A 17590-nucleotide genomic window follows, 5' to 3' on the forward strand; every position below is an offset into this window, starting at 1 on the left:
ATTTCAGTGCCGATAAGGTGTTGAAAATTTGAACCGGCCTTGAAACAATTTCACTTGCACGCCACCTCAATCCGGTTCAATCACCCTCCTGACATCTGCCGCCCGGCAGGTTCCGCCTGTTCAAAAGAAGACGCCCATGGCCAGAGATACCACCGACCAGACGCCGGTTACCTCCGTCGCAGACCTCACCGAATACCTGGCTCAGGGCAACAAGCCGAAGGAGCGGTTCCGCATCGGGACGGAGCATGAGAAGTTTGCCTTCTTCAGAGCGGACAACAGCCCTGTCCCCTATTTCGGCGAGGCCAGCATCTCGGCGCTCCTGAACGGGATGGCGGAAAAAAGCGGCTGGGAGCCGATCATCGACGCCGGCAATATCATCGGCCTTGCCGAGCAATCCGGCCAGGGCGCGATCTCGCTCGAGCCCGGCGGCCAGTTCGAGCTTTCGGGCGCCCCACTCGAAAACCTGCACCAGACCTGCAAGGAATCCAACCAGCACTTGGCCGTGCTGCGCGAAGTCGCCGAGCCGCTCGGCATCCGTTTCCTCGGCATCGGCGGTTCGCCGAAATGGACGTTCGCCGAAACACCGCGCATGCCGAAATCCCGCTACGACATCATGAGCCGCTACATGCCGAAGGTCGGCAGCCAGGGGCTCGACATGATGTACCGCACCTGCACGATCCAGGTGAACCTCGATTTCTCTTCGGAAGAAGACATGCGCCGCAAGATGCAGGTGTCGCTGAAGCTACAGCCGCTGTCGACGGCCCTGTTTGCAAGCTCGCCCTTTACCGACGGCAAGCCGAACGGGCTGCTCTCCTGGCGCGGCAGTATCTGGCGCGACACGGACAACCAGCGCGCCGGCGTGTTGCCAGTCGCCTTCAACGCGGATTTCGGCTTCGAAGACTATGTCGAATGGGCACTCGACGTGCCGATGTATTTTGTCGTGCGCGACGGCCACTACCATGACTGTACGCACGTCACCTTCCGCCAGTTCATGACCGGCGCTCTGAAGCGCGAACTTGCCGACTGGGAGCCCAATATGGGCGACTGGACCAACCATCTTTCGACGCTGTTCCCCGATGTACGGCTGAAACGCTTCCTCGAAATGCGCGGCGCCGACGGCGGCCCGTGGCGCCGGATCTGTGCGCTGCCGGCCTTCTGGGTTGGCCTGCTCTACGACGATGCAGCGCTTGACGCCGCCGAGGACCTGACCCGCTCCTGGACCTACGAGGACACGATCGCCATGCGCGACGCCGTGCCGGCACAGGCACTTGCAGCCAAGCACCGGGGCACGCCGCTGTTCGACATTGCCCGCGAGGTCCTGTCGATTTCGCGTCTTGGCCTGAAGAACCGCAACCGGCTGAACGGCGATGAGGTCGACGAAAGCATCTTCCTTGCGCCGCTGGACGAAGTGCTGGCAAAGAAGGCGACACTCGCCGAAGACCTGCTGTCGCTTTACAACGGCCGCTGGAACGGGTCCGTCGATCCGGTTTTCACTGAGTACCAGTATTAGGCTAGAAGCGCTTTTTCAGAAAATATCTTGGAATGGCATTCGACCCGCCTTCGAGCTCGCCGAACACCTTGTAGCCAAGCTTTTCGTAAAAGGGCCTGGCCTGAAATTCGAAGGTATCCAGCCAGACACCGAGATAGTCGCGGGCGCGGGCAATAGCTTCCGCTTCCTCTATCAGGCGCGAACCAAGGCCCTGGCCACGGTACTCCTCCGGTACTGCGAGATATTTCACGAAGGCCCAGCCGTAACCGTCGATGCCGTAGAGCCCGCCGACGACCTTGCCGGTGTCCGGTTCACGGATCAGGATCGCGAAATCAGCCTTGTCCTCGACCGCACCCTTGCTCGCCTCGTTATAGGCGGCCAGTGGCGCAACGATTGCTGCGCGGTGCTCCGGGTCAGGATTTTCGGCAATGATATCGATGATGGGCGTTTTCATGCGTATTTCCGATTTCAAAACAGCAATCAGCATAAGCGCCCATCGACAGCTTGGGAAGTGGCAATAGGTCTTCACACCGGGGCGCCTCTCCCCCTTTTGTCCCGGCCAATAAAAAGCGTTTCCACGCGGCCTTTTCCCGTTATAGTGCAACGACATGCGTTATGCTGTCTGCAGGAGAGGACCGGACATGATCCCGCTTTTTGACATGATGATGCAGGCGCAGAATGGCAATGCCATGGACGTGATGGCCAAGCAATTCGGCCTTGCCCAGGAACAGATGGCCAAGGCGACTGCCGCGCTGATGCCGGCCTTCTCCACCGCGCTCAAACGCAATGCCGCAAACCCTTATGATTTCGGCGCTTTCCTGACCGCCATGTCGAGCGGCAACTATGCGCAGTATTTCGAGGACATGAGCAAGGCCTTCACGCCGCAGGGCATGGCTGACGGCAACAGTGTTCTCGACCAGCTTTTCGGCTCCAAGGAAATGTTGCAGGCGGTCTCCGTGCAAGCGGCCCAGATGACCGGCGTCGGCCAGGAAATCTACAAGCAGATGTTGCCGGTAATGGCGAGCGCGATCATGGGCGGCCTGGTCAAGCAGGCCTCCGGGCAGATGAGCGGCATGCAGAACCCCTTCGCCAACACGCCGATGGAAGCCATGATGAAGCCTTGGTTGGAAGCCTCCGGATTTATCAAGAAACCGCAACCGGCGCCAAATCCGTTCGACAACCCCTTCACGCAAGCCATGCAGGGCTTTTTCGGCATGAGCAAGCCCGAGGAAAAGCCGCAGGCCGCACCCGACATGTTTGCCGCAAACCCCTTCATCAAGGCTTTCCAGGACATGATGAGCGGCGGTGCGGCAGCGAAGGAGCCCGAACCGAAGCCGGTGGAAAAGGACCCGACGGCGCCCTTTACCGAGATGCTCAACACGATGTTCGACAGCGGCATCGAAGCGCAGAAGGAATATCAGAAGAGCATCGACAGTCTTTTCGAGACGTATCGGAAGAATACGACTGCCTGATCAGTTCCCGGGAGGCATCGCCCTTTTGCTCAATGAACAAAAAAGCCCGGTGCCGATCCTCGAGACCGTACACCGGGCAAGCAGCAGGGCATATTGGCTCTAACCCTGCGGGGAACGGTAACGCGCAGAGGCGGCTGCGCGTCCCTGTTGCGCGGAACGTCTTTCAACTGGTGCGCAACAGAACTCTCAGTTGCTGCGAAATTCCTGGACCGGTTGCTCAAGAACCTGCACAGCAAAAGCGTACGTCAATCGAGGCGCACACTCCTGTAGAACGTGTCCGTCCGGTTGCGCGACGCCCGGGTCAAGTGACGGCCCGGATCATCGAAAAACGACGAGGTCAGCGCCTCGCGTACTTCTTCACGGCAAAGCCCGATATCCAGCAATTGATGATCATCGAGGTCGTGCAAGCTGCCGATCGCTTTTCGGTTTCGCAGCAGGCGCCAAACCGATTTCAGCACGCCCGTCAGCCCCGTCTGGCGGGACGTCGCGGACAGCTTCCCGGTAAGGGTGAGATCGAGGGTGTGGTCGGTCGTGCGCATGAGACTACTCCTTTTTTCAGGCACGACAGCGCGGCACGTCTTTCAGACGTGCCAAGGTCGCTGCGATTAAAAATTTTGCATAATTTTTCCTTAAATCGTTCCCGATTTAAGGAATTATGCAAGGCGACCCGTCCCGCCGCAGGGAGGTCGGCGCGGAGGAGGGTCGAGACTTGATGACGATCCGGCGCGCCAAATGCGGACCGGAGCGATGATTGGTGTGTTTTGCAGGACCAAATTCGCAAATCCGTATTGATCAGTCCAACGAATGTTTCTAATGATATTCATCAAACAATTTTATGGGTAACCTTTTGGGGACTTGGACCATGTCCGCACCGCTCGATATCGACCAGCTTCAGACTTTCGTTGCCATCGCCGATACCGGCAGCTTCACCAAAGCGGCCGACCGGGTATTCAAGACCCAGTCAGCCGTCTCGATGCAGATGCGCCGGCTGGAGGAACGGATTGGCAAGCAGCTCTTTGCAAAGGACGGCCGTGGCAACCGGCTGACGACGGAGGGTGACCGGCTCCTGAACTTCGCGCGGCGGATGATCCGTCTCAACAACGAGGCGATCGCCTCCTTCGACGACAATCGGCTCGAAGGCACGCTGCGGATCGGCACGCCCGACGACTACGCCGACCGCTATATGCCAGAGATCATCGTCCGCTTCGCCAAGACCCATCCGAACGTCGAGCTCTTTATCGTCTGCGAGCCTTCGGTGGACCTTGCCGAGAAGATGGCGAAGGGCGATCTCGACATTGCGCTCGTCACGCACAACCCGCGTGCACGCGCCTCGGATGTGGTACGGACCGAGCCGCTCTGCTGGGTATGCTCGATCAACCACCCGCTGCCGGAGAACGCACCCGTGCCGCTCGCCGTCGGCAAGCGCGATTGTCAGTGGCGGCAGGCCGCCTGCGCGGCGCTCGACGCGACCGGCAAGGAATACCAGATCCTGTTCACCAGTTGGTCGTCGACCGTCGTCGCCGCTGCGGTTCTCGCCGGCATGGCCGTTTCAGTGCTGCCGGAATCGGCGCTGCGCACCGGCATGAAGGTGCTGACCCAGGCCGACGGGTTCCCCGCGCTGGCTCCGGTGCAGATCGGCATCATGAAGCGGCCCGGCCTGTCGCCGTCGCTGTCGAATGCCATCACCAATCACATCACGGCCTGTCTCGACAACATCACGCCGACGACCGCGACTGACGACCTCGACGGCGATATCAAGAACTTCCCGCGCTACCCGCGACTGCGGCAAAGCCATATGCTGCCGGGCTGGTAAGCCACACATGCGCTACAGTAAACAAAAAGGCCGTGCTTCCCTTCGAAGCGCGGCCTTTTTGTATTCCCCAATATAATTTCCGGCCATAAAATTAGCCGTTAAAACTGATGCAATATGATTTGGTCATTTAGCCGTCCCCAACGAGCCGACTGGAATCCTATACTCCAATCTGGCGAGCCGCCAAAGATGGAGAGGATGACCATTTTTGGGTCAGTTACACCTCTCGGGAGCAACCAAAGGCCTTGGCGAAGGTCATCTCCTGCCGCGCCACCGCTGGCCAGTTCTTAAGCCAGCTTTGCCTTCAGGAACTCCACGGTCCGGCGCCAGGCAAGATCGGCCGCCTTCTTGTCATAGCGGGCAGCAGAGGTATCGTTGTTGAAGGCATGGTTGACGCCCTCATAAACATGGATGCTGAAATCCTTGTCATTGCCGGTCAGTGCCTTCTTATAGGCCTCGATGCCGGCATTGATGCGCTCGTCCAAGCCGGCATAGTGCAGGAGCAGCGCCGCCTTGATCTTCGGCACATCTTCGGCCGGTGGCTGGGCGCCATAATAGACGACGCCTGCTTTAAGATCAGGCGAGGCGACCGCCAGGTTGTTGACCAAACCGCCGCCCCAGCAGAAGCCGACCGCGCCAACCTTGCCGGTCGTTGCGTCATTGCCTTCAAGGAAGGCCACGGTCGCCACCGCATTGTCTACCGTCTGCTTTTCATCCAGTGCGCTGATCATTTCGCGCGCCTTGTCCTCATCGGCCGGCGTGCCACCCGCTGGTGACAGAAGATCCGGTGCTAGAGCCACGAAACCCTCCAGCGCGACGCGGCGGGCGACGTCGCGGATATGCGGATTGAGACCGCGGTTCTCGTGAATGACGATGACGGCGGGCAGTTTGCCTGCAGCATCGGCCGGGCGCACCAGATAGCCCTTCATGTCGCCGGCAGCGCCGGGATAGGTGATGTCCTCGCCCTTCAGTCGCGGGTCCGCTTCGGGCACGATTTCCGCCTGCGCGCTGTTGGCCGCAAGCAAGGGCGCGATGGCCGCCGCACTTGCCGCCGATCCGGTCAGCGCCGTCAACTTCCGCATGAAGGATCGTCTGTCGAGAGAGAGATGGGTGTAGTCGTCGTAAGCATTGATCATCGCCTGGGTAATGGCGGGCTTATCCATGACTTCCTCCTGATGCTTGAACCGATGACAAGAGAACTGTGTCATCGGTTCAAGGGTCAAGGTCATGGGGAGTGGATTGACGCGAAAGTGATTGACGGCGGCAGCCCACAGCCAACTGTTCGCAAAACGCATCTGCAGTGGCAGGCGACCGTGGATCGGAATGAGCGGCGCGACATTGATTAAAGTCAGAACTGCGAGAAAGATGCGAAAAATGCATCTTCAAGATGTACCAAGAACCGCGACAAATCGGAACCGCGGCAGGCTCCGCGCTTCCGGCCTCCGGTCTTACTGCATGTACCAGCCGTGGCTGACGACGAGCGACTGGCCGGTCAGCGCATTGGTCTCGAAACCGGCAAACAGCAGCGCCACCTCCGCGACGTCATCAACCGTGGTGAACTGCGTGTCGACCGTGCCGCCGAGCATCATCTTCTTGACGACTTCTTCCTCGGAGATGCCGAGCGCCTTGGACTGCTCGGGGATCTGCTTCTCAACGAGCGGCGTCTTGACGAAGCCTGGGCAGATGACGTTGGCGCGCACCCCGTCCGGTCCGCCCTCCTTCGCGACAACGCGGGCAAGGCCGAGCAGGCCGTGCTTGGCGGTGACATAGGCCGATTTCAGCGGCGAGGCCTCGTGCGAATGCACCGAACCCATATAGATGATCGCGCCGCCCTTCTGCGCCTTCATATGCGGGATGCAGGCCTTGGTGGTCAGAAAGGCGCCGTCGAGATGGATGGCCAGCATCTTCTTCCAGTCGGAAAACGCGTAGTCCTCTATCTTGTTGACGATCTGGATGCCGGCATTGGAGACGAGGACATCCACCCTGCCCCATTTTTCGATGGTGGCAGCGACGCCTGAATTGACGGCTTCCTCGCTGGTGACATCCATGGCAAGGCCGATCGCCTCGCCTGGCCCCGCCGCCGTCAGATCTTTGGCCGTCGCTTCCGCCGCCTCGAGCTTGAGGTCGGCGATGACGACCCTGGCGCCTTCGGAGACGTATTTCTTGGCAATTGCCAGGCCGATACCACTGGCAGAGCCGGTAACGATGCAGACCTTGTCCTTGAGTTTCATGGATGGGACTCCCTATTTTGCAAGATAATCATGGACCACTTCGCCGAGACCAAGCGTCAGGTCGGAGAGGATATGGACGGCGGACTTGACTTCGAGCACCGGCAGGTCGGCAACCGGCGCCAGTGCATGCGGAAACAGTGCCAGCGCGCCCGGCCCCTCCCAGGCGCCCTTCACGGTCAGATCCTCGAGATAGTATCGAACCAGTTCGCAGATGCGCGGCGTGCAATCGACATGCGGCATGATTTTCAGCATGAAGTTCGGCTGCTTCAGCGTCTCCAGAACCTTCGCCTTGTCGAGCGTGCGGTGCTTGAAACCCATCGTCGCCGTCGCAACCCGTTGGCCGCCATAGTCGAGCGTGCCGACCAGTGCATCCTTCACCGATGCCAGCGAGGGTTCCGCGAGCTTCTTCGGAAAGCCCCAGATCTCACGGCCGCCGGCGATCGGCGCGTCGTCATTGAGGTACATGGAGTGGACATAACCGCCATGCATGCCGTTGAAACTGACGGGAATGACCTGGCCGGATTCCGTGTAATCGCCAAAGCCCGTCGAATCCGGCATGCGGATGAACTCGTATTTCACCAGCGGTTCATCGAATTGTAGCGGCTCCGGCACCACGCGGCGCAAAGCCTCCGGATCGGTGCGGTAGGTAATGATCATGTACTCGCGATTGACGAAGCGGTAAGGCCCCGGCGGATAGGACGGGCTGGTCAGCGGCATAGCGAAGGCATTGCGGACCACATCTTCGATCTTCATGGTTTACTCCTGCGCAGCCGTTGTTCGGCAAGGTCGAATACACGGATTCCATTCTTGGGCCGGGTTCGGCCCTGCCAGTCCGGGTGGTTCAGTGTCTCGACCACATCGTCGTGCCCGGCCTTCCAGTGTTCCTCGACGGAGAGCCTTGAAAACTCGTAGTCCTTGGACTGGCCCTCATAGGCAGCGTGGCGATAGATCAGGTGCACCATGGTCACGGCGCAATCATTTCCGATCTTTTCCAGGAGCCGCGCGTCGGGATCGTCCTTCAACTCTTCCGGAAGCTTTTCCATTAGCCGCTTGGCGGCCATGCGGATGCCCTGCAACTTGCGGAATTGATCGGTGTTCAAGCGCGTGCGGCTGGAAAAACGGATTTCCTTTTCCCGTGCCTGGACGTCGAAAAGATCCTTCGGCAACTGACCCGTCGCGCTGAACAGGTCGACTTGGAAGATGCAGAGATCACTTTCCAGTTCAGGCCCCGAGAGAATCCGCTGGAGCGGCGTATTGGAAACGATGCCGCCGTCCCAATAGTAACGGCCGTCGATCTCGACCGGTGCGAAGCCCGGCGGCAATGCACCCGAGGCGGCCACGTGCTTGGCCGAAAAGGTGCAGTGGTTGTTGTCGAAATAGTTGAAGTTTCCGCTCACCACGTCGACAGCGCCGAGGCTGAGGCGGACGGCGCCGGAATTGATCAGGTCGAAATCGACGAGATCGGCAAGCGTTTCCTGCAGCGGCCCGGTATCATAGAGACTGATGACCGCCATCGGATCGCCTGGAATGTTCCACGGCTTGAAGACGCGCGGCTTGAAGAAGCCAGGGACGCCTGTCAGTGAGCCGAGAAGGGCGGAGGATTCGTTGAACCACTTCCGCATCATGTCGCCGTTTCCGAGGAAATGACCGGACAGGCCGGAGGAGACCCGGTGCCAGAAGGTGCGCAGATTGTCGATGCGGCGATTTACCGGGCTGCCGGCAATGATCGCCGAATTGATTGAGCCGATCGAGATGCCGGCAAGCCAATCGGGCCGGATTCCCGCTTCGTGCAGGGCTTCATAGGCGCCAGCCTGATAGGCGCCGAGAGCACCGCCGCCCTGAAATACCAGCACGGTTTTCTCTGTCGGTATGGTGCTCACCGGATGCTTCCCTTCAGATGCTGCAAGTGCGAAGCGATAACGGCCAGACGGCTATCAGGTTCCATGCAGGCAGATTACGTTTTGGTAATGCGGAAAAGCGTTGAGAGGGACGATGTTCAATTCAATTCAAGGACTTGGACATACGGACGGCGTGCCGTTCCTGCCGCCGGAACCGGATGATAGTGCAGCTTCCGAGAGCATGCAATGCAACAGAATGTGACAGGACAACCACCTCAGACACCGGCGATATGATGGTTACGATCGCTGGAAACCCAGCCAATAAAAGAAAAGCGGCGAAGACATCTCCGCCGCTTCGTCAACTTGAGACATGACGCGCTATTTTCAAGCGCCGCCGGGATAGTTCGGGCTTTCGCGCGTGATCGTCACATCATGGGTATGGCTTTCGCGCAGGCCCGCGCCGGAGATGCGCACGAAGGTGGCGCGTTCCTGGAAGTCCCTGATCGTCTTGCCGCCGACATAGCCCATCGACGCCTTGAGACCGCCGGCCAGCTGGTGCAGCACGCCGGAGACCGGGCCCTTGTAGGGCACCTGGCCTTCGATGCCTTCCGGTACCAGCTTCAGCGTATCGCGCACTTCCGCCTGGAAATAGCGATCTGCCGAGCCGCGCGCCATGGCGCCGACAGACCCCATGCCGCGATAGGCCTTGAAGGAGCGTCCCTGATAGAGGAACACTTCGCCCGGGCTTTCGTCGGTGCCTGCCAGCAGCGAGCCGATCATGCAGGCGGAGGCGCCGGCGGCGATGGCTTTCGCCAGGTCGCCGGAGAACTTGATGCCGCCATCGGCAATGACCGGAATATCGGACGCCTGGGCGGCTTCGACCGCTGCCATGATTGCCGCGAGCTGCGGCACGCCGACACCGGCAACGATGCGGGTGGTGCAGATCGAACCCGGGCCGATACCGACCTTGACCGCATCCGCGCCGGCATCGATAAGTGCCTTGGTGCCATCGGCGGTGGCGACGTTTCCAGCCATGATGCGCACCGAGTTCGACATCGTCTTGACCTTGGTCACCGCATCGAGAACTCGCTGCGAATGGCCATGCGCGGTATCGACGACGATCAGATCGACGCCGGCCTCGATCAGCCGCTCGGCCCGTTCGACGCCATCATCGCCGACGCTGATGGCGGCTGCGGCACGCAGGCGGCCCTGCGCGTCCTTGGAAGCATTCGGATTGAGCTGCGACTTCTCGATGTCCTTGACCGTGATCAGGCCGACGCAGCGTCCGTCGCCATCCACCACCAGCAGCTTTTCGATGCGGTGCGTATGAAGCAGACGCTTGGCTTCCTGCTGGTCGACGTTCTCCTTGACCGTAATCAGGTCTTCCCGGGTCATCAGTTCATAGATCTTCTGCGTCGGGTCCGATGCGAAACGAACGTCGCGATTGGTGACGATGCCCACGAGCCGACCAGGCTTGCCGCCGCTTGCGTTTTCAACGACCGGAATGCCGGAGATCGAGTACATCTTCATCAGCGAGAGCGCGTCGGCGAGGGTGGCGTCCGGGCCGATCGTCACGGGATTGACGACCATGCCGCTTTCGAACTTCTTGACCTGGCGAACCTGCTCGGCCTGCTCGACCGGCGTCAGATTGCGGTGGATGACGCCGATGCCGCCGGCCTGCGCCATGGCAATTGCGAGGCGCCCTTCGGTGACGGTATCCATGGCGGAGGAGAGGATCGGAAGGTTGAGTTCGATATCCTGGGCGATGCGGGTGGCGATGTTGGTCTGCCCCGGCATGACCTCGGAATGTCCCGGTTGAAGGAGCACGTCGTCGAAGGTCAGAGCCTCCAGACCGGTTGCCGTTTCAATGATGCGAGCCATGGCCAATCCCTTCGATAGATGAAACGCTTCGCGGACGGTCTTGGGAAACGGTCCGGCGAAAGACTTGCAAGAGTTTCTTGGAAGTTGGCGAGGGCTCGTAACACGGATATGACGGGATGGAAAGTGCAAAGACCCGGCGAAAACGCCGGGTCTGCCAAGAATCGATAACCCTGATCGAGCTTTTCGATGAAGCCGACCGCGGGGAACGGCATGTAATAACCGACAAAGGGCTCGACGGCTACGTCCGATCACGTTGAAGCTGGCGCTGACCTCCTACATGGTATCGCCGGCGATCTTCATTTGCTGATTTCGGCCAGCACGCTGTCGGCGGTCATCCCGCTGATCGGCACGTCGAAGGCAGCGGGCGCCTCGTTTCCCGTCACCGGATGCGCCGGAGCCGGAAACGGAAACGATCGCCGTCAAATAGCTTGGGCGTGAACTATTCCGGACGCTCGCAGACTGCGGAGAGCTTGTTGCCGTCGGGATCGCGGACATAGGCCGCATAGAAATTTGCGTGGAAAGGTCTGAGGCCCGGTGCGCCCTCATCGGTGCCGCCATGGGCGAGTGCCGCCTCATAGAACGCATCGACGTCCGCCCGGCTCTCGGCGTCAAGCGCCACCATCGAACCGTTGCCGATAGTCGCGGCATTCTGGTCGTAGGGCGTGACGACCCACAGCCGGCAGCGCGTATCATGTCCGGCCCCATAGCCGATCTCGACATCGTCCTGCTTGCGGCGCTTCAGGCCGAGCGGGGCAAGCGCCGCGTCATAGAAAATTCGCGCCCGCTCCAGGTCATTGGTGCCGATGGTCACGTAGAGCAGCATGCGATCACTCCGCCGGCGCTTCGTCGAGATTGTCCGGTATGTCTTCCCGGGTCGCTGCAACACCCGCTCGGCGTCCCTTGAACCCCTTGGCGAGCAGGAACATTTCGACCGATTCGGCCCGCGACGAGGCAGGTTTCACATGGATAACCTGCTTGAAATTCTGCTTCAGGAGATTGAGAAGTTCGCGCTCGGTTCCGCCCTGGAAGGTCTTTGCGAGAAAATGCCCGCCCGGCGCCAGGACGTCGACGGCGAAATGGGCCGCGACCTCGCAGAGATGCATGGTGCGGATATGGTCGGTCTGGCGGTGGCCCGTCGTCGGCGCAGCCATGTCGGAAAGAACGAGGTCCGGCGTGCCGCCCAGGGCCTCCATGATCTTGTCCGGCGCCGCCGGATCGAGAAAATCGAGCTGCAAGATGTGGACGCCCGGCAACGGATCCATCTCGAGGAAATCGATGGCGACGACTTTCGGCTCCGCGTCGGTCGAGCGCGTCACGTTGGCGGCAATCTGCGACCAGCTTCCGGGAGCCGCCCCCAGATCGATGATGCGCCGCGCGCCTGAAAGAATCTTGTGCTTCTCGTCGATCTCGAGCAACTTGAACGCCGCGCGGGCGCGATAGCCCTCGAGCTGCGCCCGCTGCACATAGGGATCGTTGATATGTCGCTCGATCCAGCGCCGCGACGACGCCTTCAGCTTGCCCTTCTTGACCTTCTGGCCAAGCTTGCGCCCGGTGCGGTTTCCGCCGATCGGGGGTTTGGTCATTGCGTATTTCCTTCGTGGGAACCGTGCGGCCCGCGCGTATGCCGGCGCGCGCGGCCGCGGCGCCAGACGCCGTCATCGGCCATCATGTCGGTGAGCAAGCCTTCGCGTAAGCCGCGGTCGGCAACGCGCATGCGCTCCGACGGCCAGCGGCGGCGAATGGCTTCGAGAATGGCACAGCCGGCAAGCACCAGATCGGCGCGGTCCGGGCCGATGCAGGGATTGGCGGCTCGCGCCGAGAAATCCCATGACAGAAGGCGTGCCTGCATGGCCGAAACCTCGTCATCCGACAGCCACAGCCCATCCACCTTGCGCCGGTCATAACGCGGCAGATCGAGATGGACGCCGGCGAGTGTCGTCACCGTGCCGGACGTGCCGATCAGGTGGAAGCCGTTCTCGTCGCCGGGATTGTCGAGCGCGTGGATTTCCGGGCAGTCGAATTTGGCGAGCATGCCCTGAACTTCGACGACCATCGCCTCGAAACTTTCCGGTGTGACATGCTGGCCGCCATGACGTTCCGACAAAGTCACGACGCCGACCGGCAGCGACGTCCAGTGGGTGATGTGGTTGGCAAGGCGGCTGGAGCGGTTCTCGCCGATCTTGATGACGGCGATCTCTGACGAGCCGCCGCCGATATCGAACAGCACCACTGATTTCGTCTCGCGCCCGACCAGAGACGAGCAGCCGGACACCGCAAGCCGCGCCTCCGTCTCGCGCGTGATGATCTCAAGTTCCAGTCCGGTTTCGGCCAACACCCGTTCAAGAAAGGCCTCGCCGTTTTCGGCAGCGCGGGTCGCCTCGGTGGCGATGAGCCGGGTTTTGCGAATCTCGCGGTTTTTCAGCTTCGCGGCGCAGACCTTCAACGCCTCGATCGAACGGTCCATGGCATCCTCAGACAGGCGGCCGGAGGCACCGAGCCCTTCGCCAAGCCGCACGATGCGCGAAAAGGCGTCGACGACGCGGAACTGGCCCGGCCGCGTCGGCTGCGCAATCAACAGGCGGCAATTGTTGGTGCCGAGGTCGAGCGCTGCATAGAGTTGCGATGCCGAATCAAAGCCGTGGGGCGAGGCCTGGCCGCCGCCAAAGCGATCGTCTTGCCCTTTCTGGGAAAAGGCCGGACGCTCCACCGGCCGCGCGGCGGAGGCGGGACCCTGTGGCTGCGGTCTGGATGCGACGTCGGCAACGGGCCGCGCCTTGTCGGCAGATGCAAGGGGACGTCCCTGCAGAACGCGGCGCTGCCGGTCCTTCTTGCTATGCTTCCGGCTTGGGTGGTATTCGACGACGGAACCCGCGGGCTGCTTCGCCGCGGAAACATCGGTGATGCGATTTGCGGCAGCCGCCTGCTGAACCTGCCCGGATTTGGAGCGGCGCCTGCGCTTGCGTTTGCGCACCGGTTCCCCGGACGCATCTTTCACTTCGGGACGCCCTGTTTCTCCGGAATGGCCGGAGGAACTGGCATTCGCAGAGGCCATGCGCGACGGTTTTCCCCGTCTGCGCTTTCCTTTGCCGGAACGGGACGGTGTGTGCCCCTCGTTGCGGCCTGCTGCCGACGCCCCGGAAACGGACGGCTGTTCGCCGCTGTCGGGGTCTCTCACGTGTCTGTCCATTGCGCCGCGCGGAACGATAGCCGCTCAAGGCGCTCTCTTGATTTTCGTTGGGTAGACTTTACCAGCGCCGTCCGCTTTCGCCAAATTCTTTTTGCGCCACGCCCCAATGCCTAAATTCCCGCGTCATCGCATGGATCGCACCGCTGCGAATTGCAGGGGCGAACTACATTTTTTCCCAAAATCTATTTGCATCCGCCGATCTTTTGTTTATAAGCCCGCCTCACCGGCTGGACGGCACGATCGCCCACGCAGCGTTGGGGAATAGGTTAACGGTAGACCCACGGACTCTGACTCCGTTAGTCCTGGTTCGAATCCAGGTTCCCCAGCCAAACTTTTCCTAAAGAAAAACAATCACTTATAAGCCGGCCTGCGTCCTTGTGGTAGCGGATTTTCGATCGCGCAACATACCACGAATTTCCCAATAATTACAACGGCTCCCACATGGTGCCGGCAGCTCCGTGGCACATGAATGGCACATAGAGCCCGCCGTAAAGACATGAAAATGCACTAGAAGGGGCCATGGTGGACGTTCCCCCACCGATCTGGCATCCTTTGCGCCATGCCCGCGCCGTCGAAACGAAAACCCATCGCTGATCCGCACCGCACCTTGCGCGCCGTCTCCGTGGAAAATCCCTATTACAGCCGCGCCCATGCCGGTAACGCCACAAACCCGCGTGTGATACCGGCTATCATCAACATCAAGGAAAGCGCAATCACGATGCTGTATTCGCGCGGTCGCCTAGACGACGCTCAGCTCGCCGCCGCCACCAAATTCCGGGCGCTGTGGGAAGCGGTATGTCGGGGCACGCGGGCAATCGATTACGGACGGGAACCCGTAGACGGCGGCAGGCGCGCTGATCCCATAGGAGAGCGGCAGATGCACGCTGCCGACCAGCTTCGGCGCGTCCGCCCTCTGCTTGGCGAGCAGGGTTACTGGCTGGTATCGCGGATCTGTGGCGAAGGGTATTCCTTGGGGGAAGTCGTCCGCCCTGGTTCCAGCAAACGGGCGAAACTCAACGCCGCTAATGATCTCCGCTCCTCCCTCGATATGCTCTGTGAAATGTGGAACCTAGCGACCCGGCGCTGATGGCCCGCTTTGCCGCCTGAGGGCACCGTCAGCGCGATTTGTGGGTATAGCCCAGGGAAAGATACCCGCCGTGAAAATGGCCGCGTAGAACGCCGACAAAAGCACCCGCCTGCGGCAGAACGATAGTCTTATGTCACTGCTTAATCGTCCTCGACATACAGGTCGAACCACTTCCGTACTTTCCAGAACACTCACCCATAACTGATAAAGCGCAACTAATTTTTTTTCCCTCCGCCGCCCCCGTGCACCAACCTTTGGTTGTCGCGTTGCATTGTGCCAGCTTCTCCTTGCAGTAATTAGCCCGGGTGAGGGTATGCGGCGGACCACTATCAAGAGCCAAAGCGACCCCGCCCCAGAGAAGCCCTCCAACGCACAATGCCACAGGGACCGAGTATTTATGAAACTGCATGGTGACCTCCATCGCCGATCCTACGTGAATACGAGTGGCCCCACCTGATAGTCCGGCGACAAAAAGATCATGCGCTTGCGCGCATAACTGAGCTGCCTATCGTGGGCGAAGGGCCCGTTCTAGATTTTGCCTGTCCTCTTGCACCTATGGTATTGGTTGGTGCAGTTCTTCGTGCAGGTCCTCGTTACCTGCTGTTTTGTGCCAAGGGCCTCGTAGCAATCGCTCACACACATATTGAGAACTTCGTCGCAAAACTGCTTTTGCGGCGATGAAGTCGTTGTGTCGGGTTGCCTGCGCGTTTCCGCGTCGGAATGTGTGGACGAAGTCAGCATGATGAGCATCGCCGCGACTGCCGTGGCAAGGTGTTGTCTCACTTGAGGTTCTCCTTCCAACGGCATCGGAACCGAAACGAATCGTCCTCCTACCGCCGCCGTTTGGCAATTAGTCACTTCGGGGGTGGCCGGAGGGTAAAACGGTTCTTTCGATTGACGATGAGGACGCGAAGCTCACCCCCTGGGGACGAACGCCCGGCGCATCCCGCGCCCGCGCTGTCCGCCGCGAAAACCGCCAACTCGCTATCGTGGTCATGGCGGGCAATGTCGGTCGAGGCGGCCTATTCGGAGATTCGGTCGAAGGCCAAGGCGCAAGAGCAAAGCGATGTTCGGCGGACAGGTTTCCTCCGTTCTCGGCCAGGATCAGCGAGGCCACATCGACGCCGTTCAGCCGCTCGCGCACTATTTCGCAGAGACACTGCCTTTCATCGAGGGGTGAATCATGCATTTGAAATCATGCTTACCAGCGGTGGCGATCCTCACGGTGGCATTCTTGCCCGTGGCAAGCCGCCCGGTGTCGAAGGAGCCGTCCAGCGCCGTGGCGGTATGGCGTCTGGAATCGCCGTTGGTGAAGGTGATCGTGTCGCCGACGGCAACATTCAGCCTGGCCGGATTGAATTTCATGCCCTTGATTTGGACGGCGTGACCGGCGGCATAGGCGGGCAACGCAAGGGCAAGCATGGCAAGTGTCAGAGCGGCAACGCGCATTGTGAGTTCCTCCTCTGGTTTACTACCCACAGACGCTTCTGACGGACGATTTATTCCCGACCTGCCGCTGCTCGTCGGGGCGCAGCTGATCTTCGACAAGAACAGCGCCCGCCGGGATTTGACCACCGGGCAAAAGGCGCTCGCCTATGCGTTGCTGTATCCTGAGAAGGAAAAGCCGGGGCCGAAAGCTGTGGGCCAGAGTTTCCCCACAAATGGGGAAATTCCTACGCAACGCATCGCGGACGCGCGGGCAATCGTCAAATATGCGCCGGGCGATATCGAGGCGATCAAGCAGGGCGACGAGCGCGATGGCTCGGGCGATGCTTTATCCTGAGCCGGAAAAGGGCGGGCGCGACAGGAAACAAATAAAGGCAGTCAGAAACGCTTTAGAAACTAAAGCATTCAGCGAAGCCCTTCTCTCCCAAGCCCGCACCGTCCTCGATCATTCAAAGCCGCTGGCCGATGCCGTGCTCGCCGGGTTGAAGCCGCTCGACGTCGTCTATCAGGAGGCCCTGATCACCAGTGAGAATTCAAACCGCCGTCATCTCACACCCAGCCAGCGGGCGATGGCAGTGGCGTTCGCCCATCCAGAGCCGGTGAAGTATAAGCGCGGAGGCAGTCCTTTGGCGGCCAAAGATTTGAGCGCTACGACGCTGTCACAGGCCCGCACTGTCAACCGCGAAAACCGTCAACTCGCCATGGAAGTCATGGCTGGCACAAAGTCCGTCGAGGCGGCCTATTCGGAGATTCGCACGAAAGCGAAGGTCCAAGAGCAAAGTGCTTTGATTTCTGTATACCGATCTTGGGACAGTTTCCCGCGCTCATGCCCCTTACGCGGCTTCCCTTGGTCTCGGCGCGTATTTGCTCCAGCCGAATTTGCACCGAAGCACGAATTCGACCGCCCGCAGTGCCACATCATCATCGCCTCCGGCAATCTGATAGAGCCGCCAAGCTAGCGCGGCTTCAAGCCGAGCGGCACCTTTGTCGAGTTCGCGCCGATAGCGTAGCCTCAAAGTTTTCGGGTCGATCTGAAGCACGCGGGAGATTTCCGCCTGCGAAATGCCGTTGGCAGCAAGTAGTTCGACAAGACGGCGGCGGGTTGGATTAGCGTGGTGCGCGGGTCGTCCACCTATGCTTTTTGGCGTT

General features: G+C 60.4%; 17 protein-coding genes and 1 tRNA gene. 7 read left to right on the forward strand and 11 right to left on the reverse strand.

Going from position 1 to position 17590, the window contains the following annotated elements; translation table 11 throughout:
• Positions 1-136: 136 nt before the first annotated feature.
• Positions 137-1510 (forward strand): glutamate--cysteine ligase, encoded by a 1374-nt coding sequence (locus ACSQ2Z_RS17750; protein ID WP_436082410.1) that lies wholly within the window; start codon positions 137-139, stop codon positions 1508-1510.
• A gap of 1 nt (position 1511) precedes the next feature.
• Here the strand turns inward: ACSQ2Z_RS17750 and ACSQ2Z_RS17755 are convergent, their stop codons facing one another.
• Entirely contained in the window at positions 1512-1943 is a 432-nt protein-coding gene (locus tag ACSQ2Z_RS17755) for a GNAT family N-acetyltransferase (RefSeq protein WP_436082411.1), read from the reverse strand.
• 187 nt (positions 1944-2130) lie between these two features.
• Between ACSQ2Z_RS17755 and ACSQ2Z_RS17760 the strand changes: the two genes are divergently transcribed.
• Complete coding sequence (locus ACSQ2Z_RS17760; protein WP_436082412.1) at positions 2131-2961, forward strand: DUF937 domain-containing protein; 831 nt, start codon at positions 2131-2133, stop codon at positions 2959-2961.
• A 245-nt stretch (positions 2962-3206) separates the two neighbouring features.
• Here ACSQ2Z_RS17760 and ACSQ2Z_RS17765 read toward each other — a convergent pair whose 3' ends face one another.
• Complete coding sequence (locus ACSQ2Z_RS17765) at positions 3207-3500, reverse strand: DUF1127 domain-containing protein (protein ID WP_436082413.1); 294 nt, start codon at positions 3498-3500, stop codon at positions 3207-3209.
• Positions 3501-3823: 323 nt separating this feature from the next.
• Between ACSQ2Z_RS17765 and ACSQ2Z_RS17770 the strand changes: the two genes are divergently transcribed.
• Positions 3824-4774: a LysR substrate-binding domain-containing protein gene (locus ACSQ2Z_RS17770; RefSeq protein ID WP_436082414.1), complete on the forward strand. Its 951-nt coding sequence runs from the start codon at positions 3824-3826 to the stop codon at positions 4772-4774.
• Positions 4775-5058: 284 nt separating this feature from the next.
• Here ACSQ2Z_RS17770 and ACSQ2Z_RS17775 read toward each other — a convergent pair whose 3' ends face one another.
• The 8 genes from ACSQ2Z_RS17775 to ACSQ2Z_RS17810 form a co-directional block, all read right to left on the reverse strand.
• Positions 5059-5934 (reverse strand): dienelactone hydrolase family protein, encoded by an 876-nt coding sequence (locus tag ACSQ2Z_RS17775; RefSeq protein WP_436082415.1) that lies wholly within the window; start codon positions 5932-5934, stop codon positions 5059-5061.
• A 285-nt stretch (positions 5935-6219) separates the two neighbouring features.
• Positions 6220-7002, reverse strand: coding sequence for a 3-hydroxybutyrate dehydrogenase (locus ACSQ2Z_RS17780; RefSeq protein ID WP_436082416.1), 783 nt, complete (start codon positions 7000-7002; stop codon positions 6220-6222).
• A gap of 12 nt (positions 7003-7014) precedes the next feature.
• Entirely contained in the window at positions 7015-7755 is a 741-nt protein-coding gene (locus ACSQ2Z_RS17785) for an acetoacetate decarboxylase (protein WP_436082417.1), read from the reverse strand.
• Complete coding sequence (locus ACSQ2Z_RS17790) at positions 7752-8882, reverse strand: DUF3734 domain-containing protein (RefSeq protein WP_436082418.1); 1131 nt, start codon at positions 8880-8882, stop codon at positions 7752-7754. The genes ACSQ2Z_RS17785 and ACSQ2Z_RS17790 overlap by 4 nt, the downstream gene beginning before the upstream one ends.
• A 342-nt stretch (positions 8883-9224) precedes the next feature.
• On the reverse strand, positions 9225-10721 hold the full coding sequence (guaB, locus tag ACSQ2Z_RS17795) for an IMP dehydrogenase (RefSeq protein ID WP_436082419.1): 1497 nt from the start codon (positions 10719-10721) through the stop codon (positions 9225-9227).
• Positions 10722-11160: 439 nt separating this feature from the next.
• A complete protein-coding gene (locus ACSQ2Z_RS17800) occupies positions 11161-11544 on the reverse strand; it encodes a VOC family protein (RefSeq protein WP_436082420.1) in 384 nt (127 codons plus the stop codon).
• Positions 11545-11548: 4 nt separating this feature from the next.
• Positions 11549-12304 (reverse strand): RlmE family RNA methyltransferase, encoded by a 756-nt coding sequence (locus tag ACSQ2Z_RS17805; protein ID WP_436082421.1) that lies wholly within the window; start codon positions 12302-12304, stop codon positions 11549-11551.
• On the reverse strand, positions 12301-13896 hold the full coding sequence (locus ACSQ2Z_RS17810; RefSeq protein ID WP_436082422.1) for a Ppx/GppA phosphatase family protein: 1596 nt from the start codon (positions 13894-13896) through the stop codon (positions 12301-12303). Before ACSQ2Z_RS17810 ends, ACSQ2Z_RS17805 begins: the two co-directional genes overlap by 4 nt.
• 267 nt (positions 13897-14163) lie before the next feature.
• On the opposite strand from ACSQ2Z_RS17810, the gene ACSQ2Z_RS17815 reads away from it, so the two are divergent.
• A tRNA-Gln gene (locus ACSQ2Z_RS17815) sits at positions 14164-14237 on the forward strand.
• Between the two features lie 230 nt (positions 14238-14467).
• Positions 14468-14995 carry a hypothetical protein gene (locus ACSQ2Z_RS17820; RefSeq protein WP_436082423.1) on the forward strand — a complete coding sequence of 176 codons (528 nt, stop codon included), beginning with the start codon at positions 14468-14470 and terminating at the stop codon, positions 14993-14995.
• 1143 nt (positions 14996-16138) lie between these two features.
• Here ACSQ2Z_RS17820 and ACSQ2Z_RS17825 read toward each other — a convergent pair.
• Complete coding sequence (locus tag ACSQ2Z_RS17825; protein WP_436082424.1) at positions 16139-16444, reverse strand: cupredoxin domain-containing protein; 306 nt, start codon at positions 16442-16444, stop codon at positions 16139-16141.
• Between the two features lies 1 nt (position 16445).
• Here ACSQ2Z_RS17825 and ACSQ2Z_RS17830 point away from each other — a divergent pair, with 1 nt between their 5' ends.
• Positions 16446-16778, forward strand: coding sequence for a hypothetical protein (locus ACSQ2Z_RS17830; protein ID WP_436082425.1), 333 nt, complete (start codon positions 16446-16448; stop codon positions 16776-16778).
• Entirely contained in the window at positions 16753-17400 is a 648-nt protein-coding gene (locus ACSQ2Z_RS17835; protein WP_436082426.1) for a hypothetical protein, read from the forward strand. Before ACSQ2Z_RS17830 ends, ACSQ2Z_RS17835 begins: the two co-directional genes overlap by 26 nt.
• The last annotated feature ends 190 nt before the right edge of the window (positions 17401-17590 follow it).

It is taken from the genome of Pararhizobium sp. LjRoot235 (assembly GCF_964254145.1).
In the GTDB taxonomy this organism is placed as follows: Bacteria; Pseudomonadota; Alphaproteobacteria; order Rhizobiales; family Rhizobiaceae; genus Pararhizobium.

Excerpts from the sequence above, each read along its gene's own strand:
- ACSQ2Z_RS17785 (WP_436082417.1), bottom strand. The coding sequence starts at position 7,755 with ATGAAGATCGAAGATGTGGTCCGCAATGCCTTCGCTATGCCGCTGACC.
- ACSQ2Z_RS17805 (WP_436082421.1), bottom strand. The coding sequence starts at position 12,304 with ATGACCAAACCCCCGATCGGCGGAAACCGCACCGGGCGCAAGCTTGGC.
- ACSQ2Z_RS17780 (WP_436082416.1), bottom strand. The coding sequence starts at position 7,002 with ATGAAACTCAAGGACAAGGTCTGCATCGTTACCGGCTCTGCCAGTGGT.
- ACSQ2Z_RS17770 (WP_436082414.1), top strand. The coding sequence starts at position 3,824 with ATGTCCGCACCGCTCGATATCGACCAGCTTCAGACTTTCGTTGCCATC.
- ACSQ2Z_RS17755 (WP_436082411.1), bottom strand. The coding sequence starts at position 1,943 with ATGAAAACGCCCATCATCGATATCATTGCCGAAAATCCTGACCCGGAG.
- ACSQ2Z_RS17825 (WP_436082424.1), bottom strand. The coding sequence starts at position 16,444 with ATGCGCGTTGCCGCTCTGACACTTGCCATGCTTGCCCTTGCGTTGCCC.
- ACSQ2Z_RS17820 (WP_436082423.1), top strand. The coding sequence starts at position 14,468 with ATGCCCGCGCCGTCGAAACGAAAACCCATCGCTGATCCGCACCGCACC.
- ACSQ2Z_RS17750 (WP_436082410.1), top strand. The coding sequence starts at position 137 with ATGGCCAGAGATACCACCGACCAGACGCCGGTTACCTCCGTCGCAGAC.
- ACSQ2Z_RS17775 (WP_436082415.1), bottom strand. The coding sequence starts at position 5,934 with ATGGATAAGCCCGCCATTACCCAGGCGATGATCAATGCTTACGACGAC.
- ACSQ2Z_RS17835 (WP_436082426.1), top strand. The coding sequence starts at position 16,753 with ATGGCTCGGGCGATGCTTTATCCTGAGCCGGAAAAGGGCGGGCGCGAC.
- ACSQ2Z_RS17800 (WP_436082420.1), bottom strand. The coding sequence starts at position 11,544 with ATGCTGCTCTACGTGACCATCGGCACCAATGACCTGGAGCGGGCGCGA.
- ACSQ2Z_RS17760 (WP_436082412.1), top strand. The coding sequence starts at position 2,131 with ATGATCCCGCTTTTTGACATGATGATGCAGGCGCAGAATGGCAATGCC.
- ACSQ2Z_RS17765 (WP_436082413.1), bottom strand. The coding sequence starts at position 3,500 with ATGCGCACGACCGACCACACCCTCGATCTCACCCTTACCGGGAAGCTG.
- guaB (WP_436082419.1), bottom strand. The coding sequence starts at position 10,721 with ATGGCTCGCATCATTGAAACGGCAACCGGTCTGGAGGCTCTGACCTTC.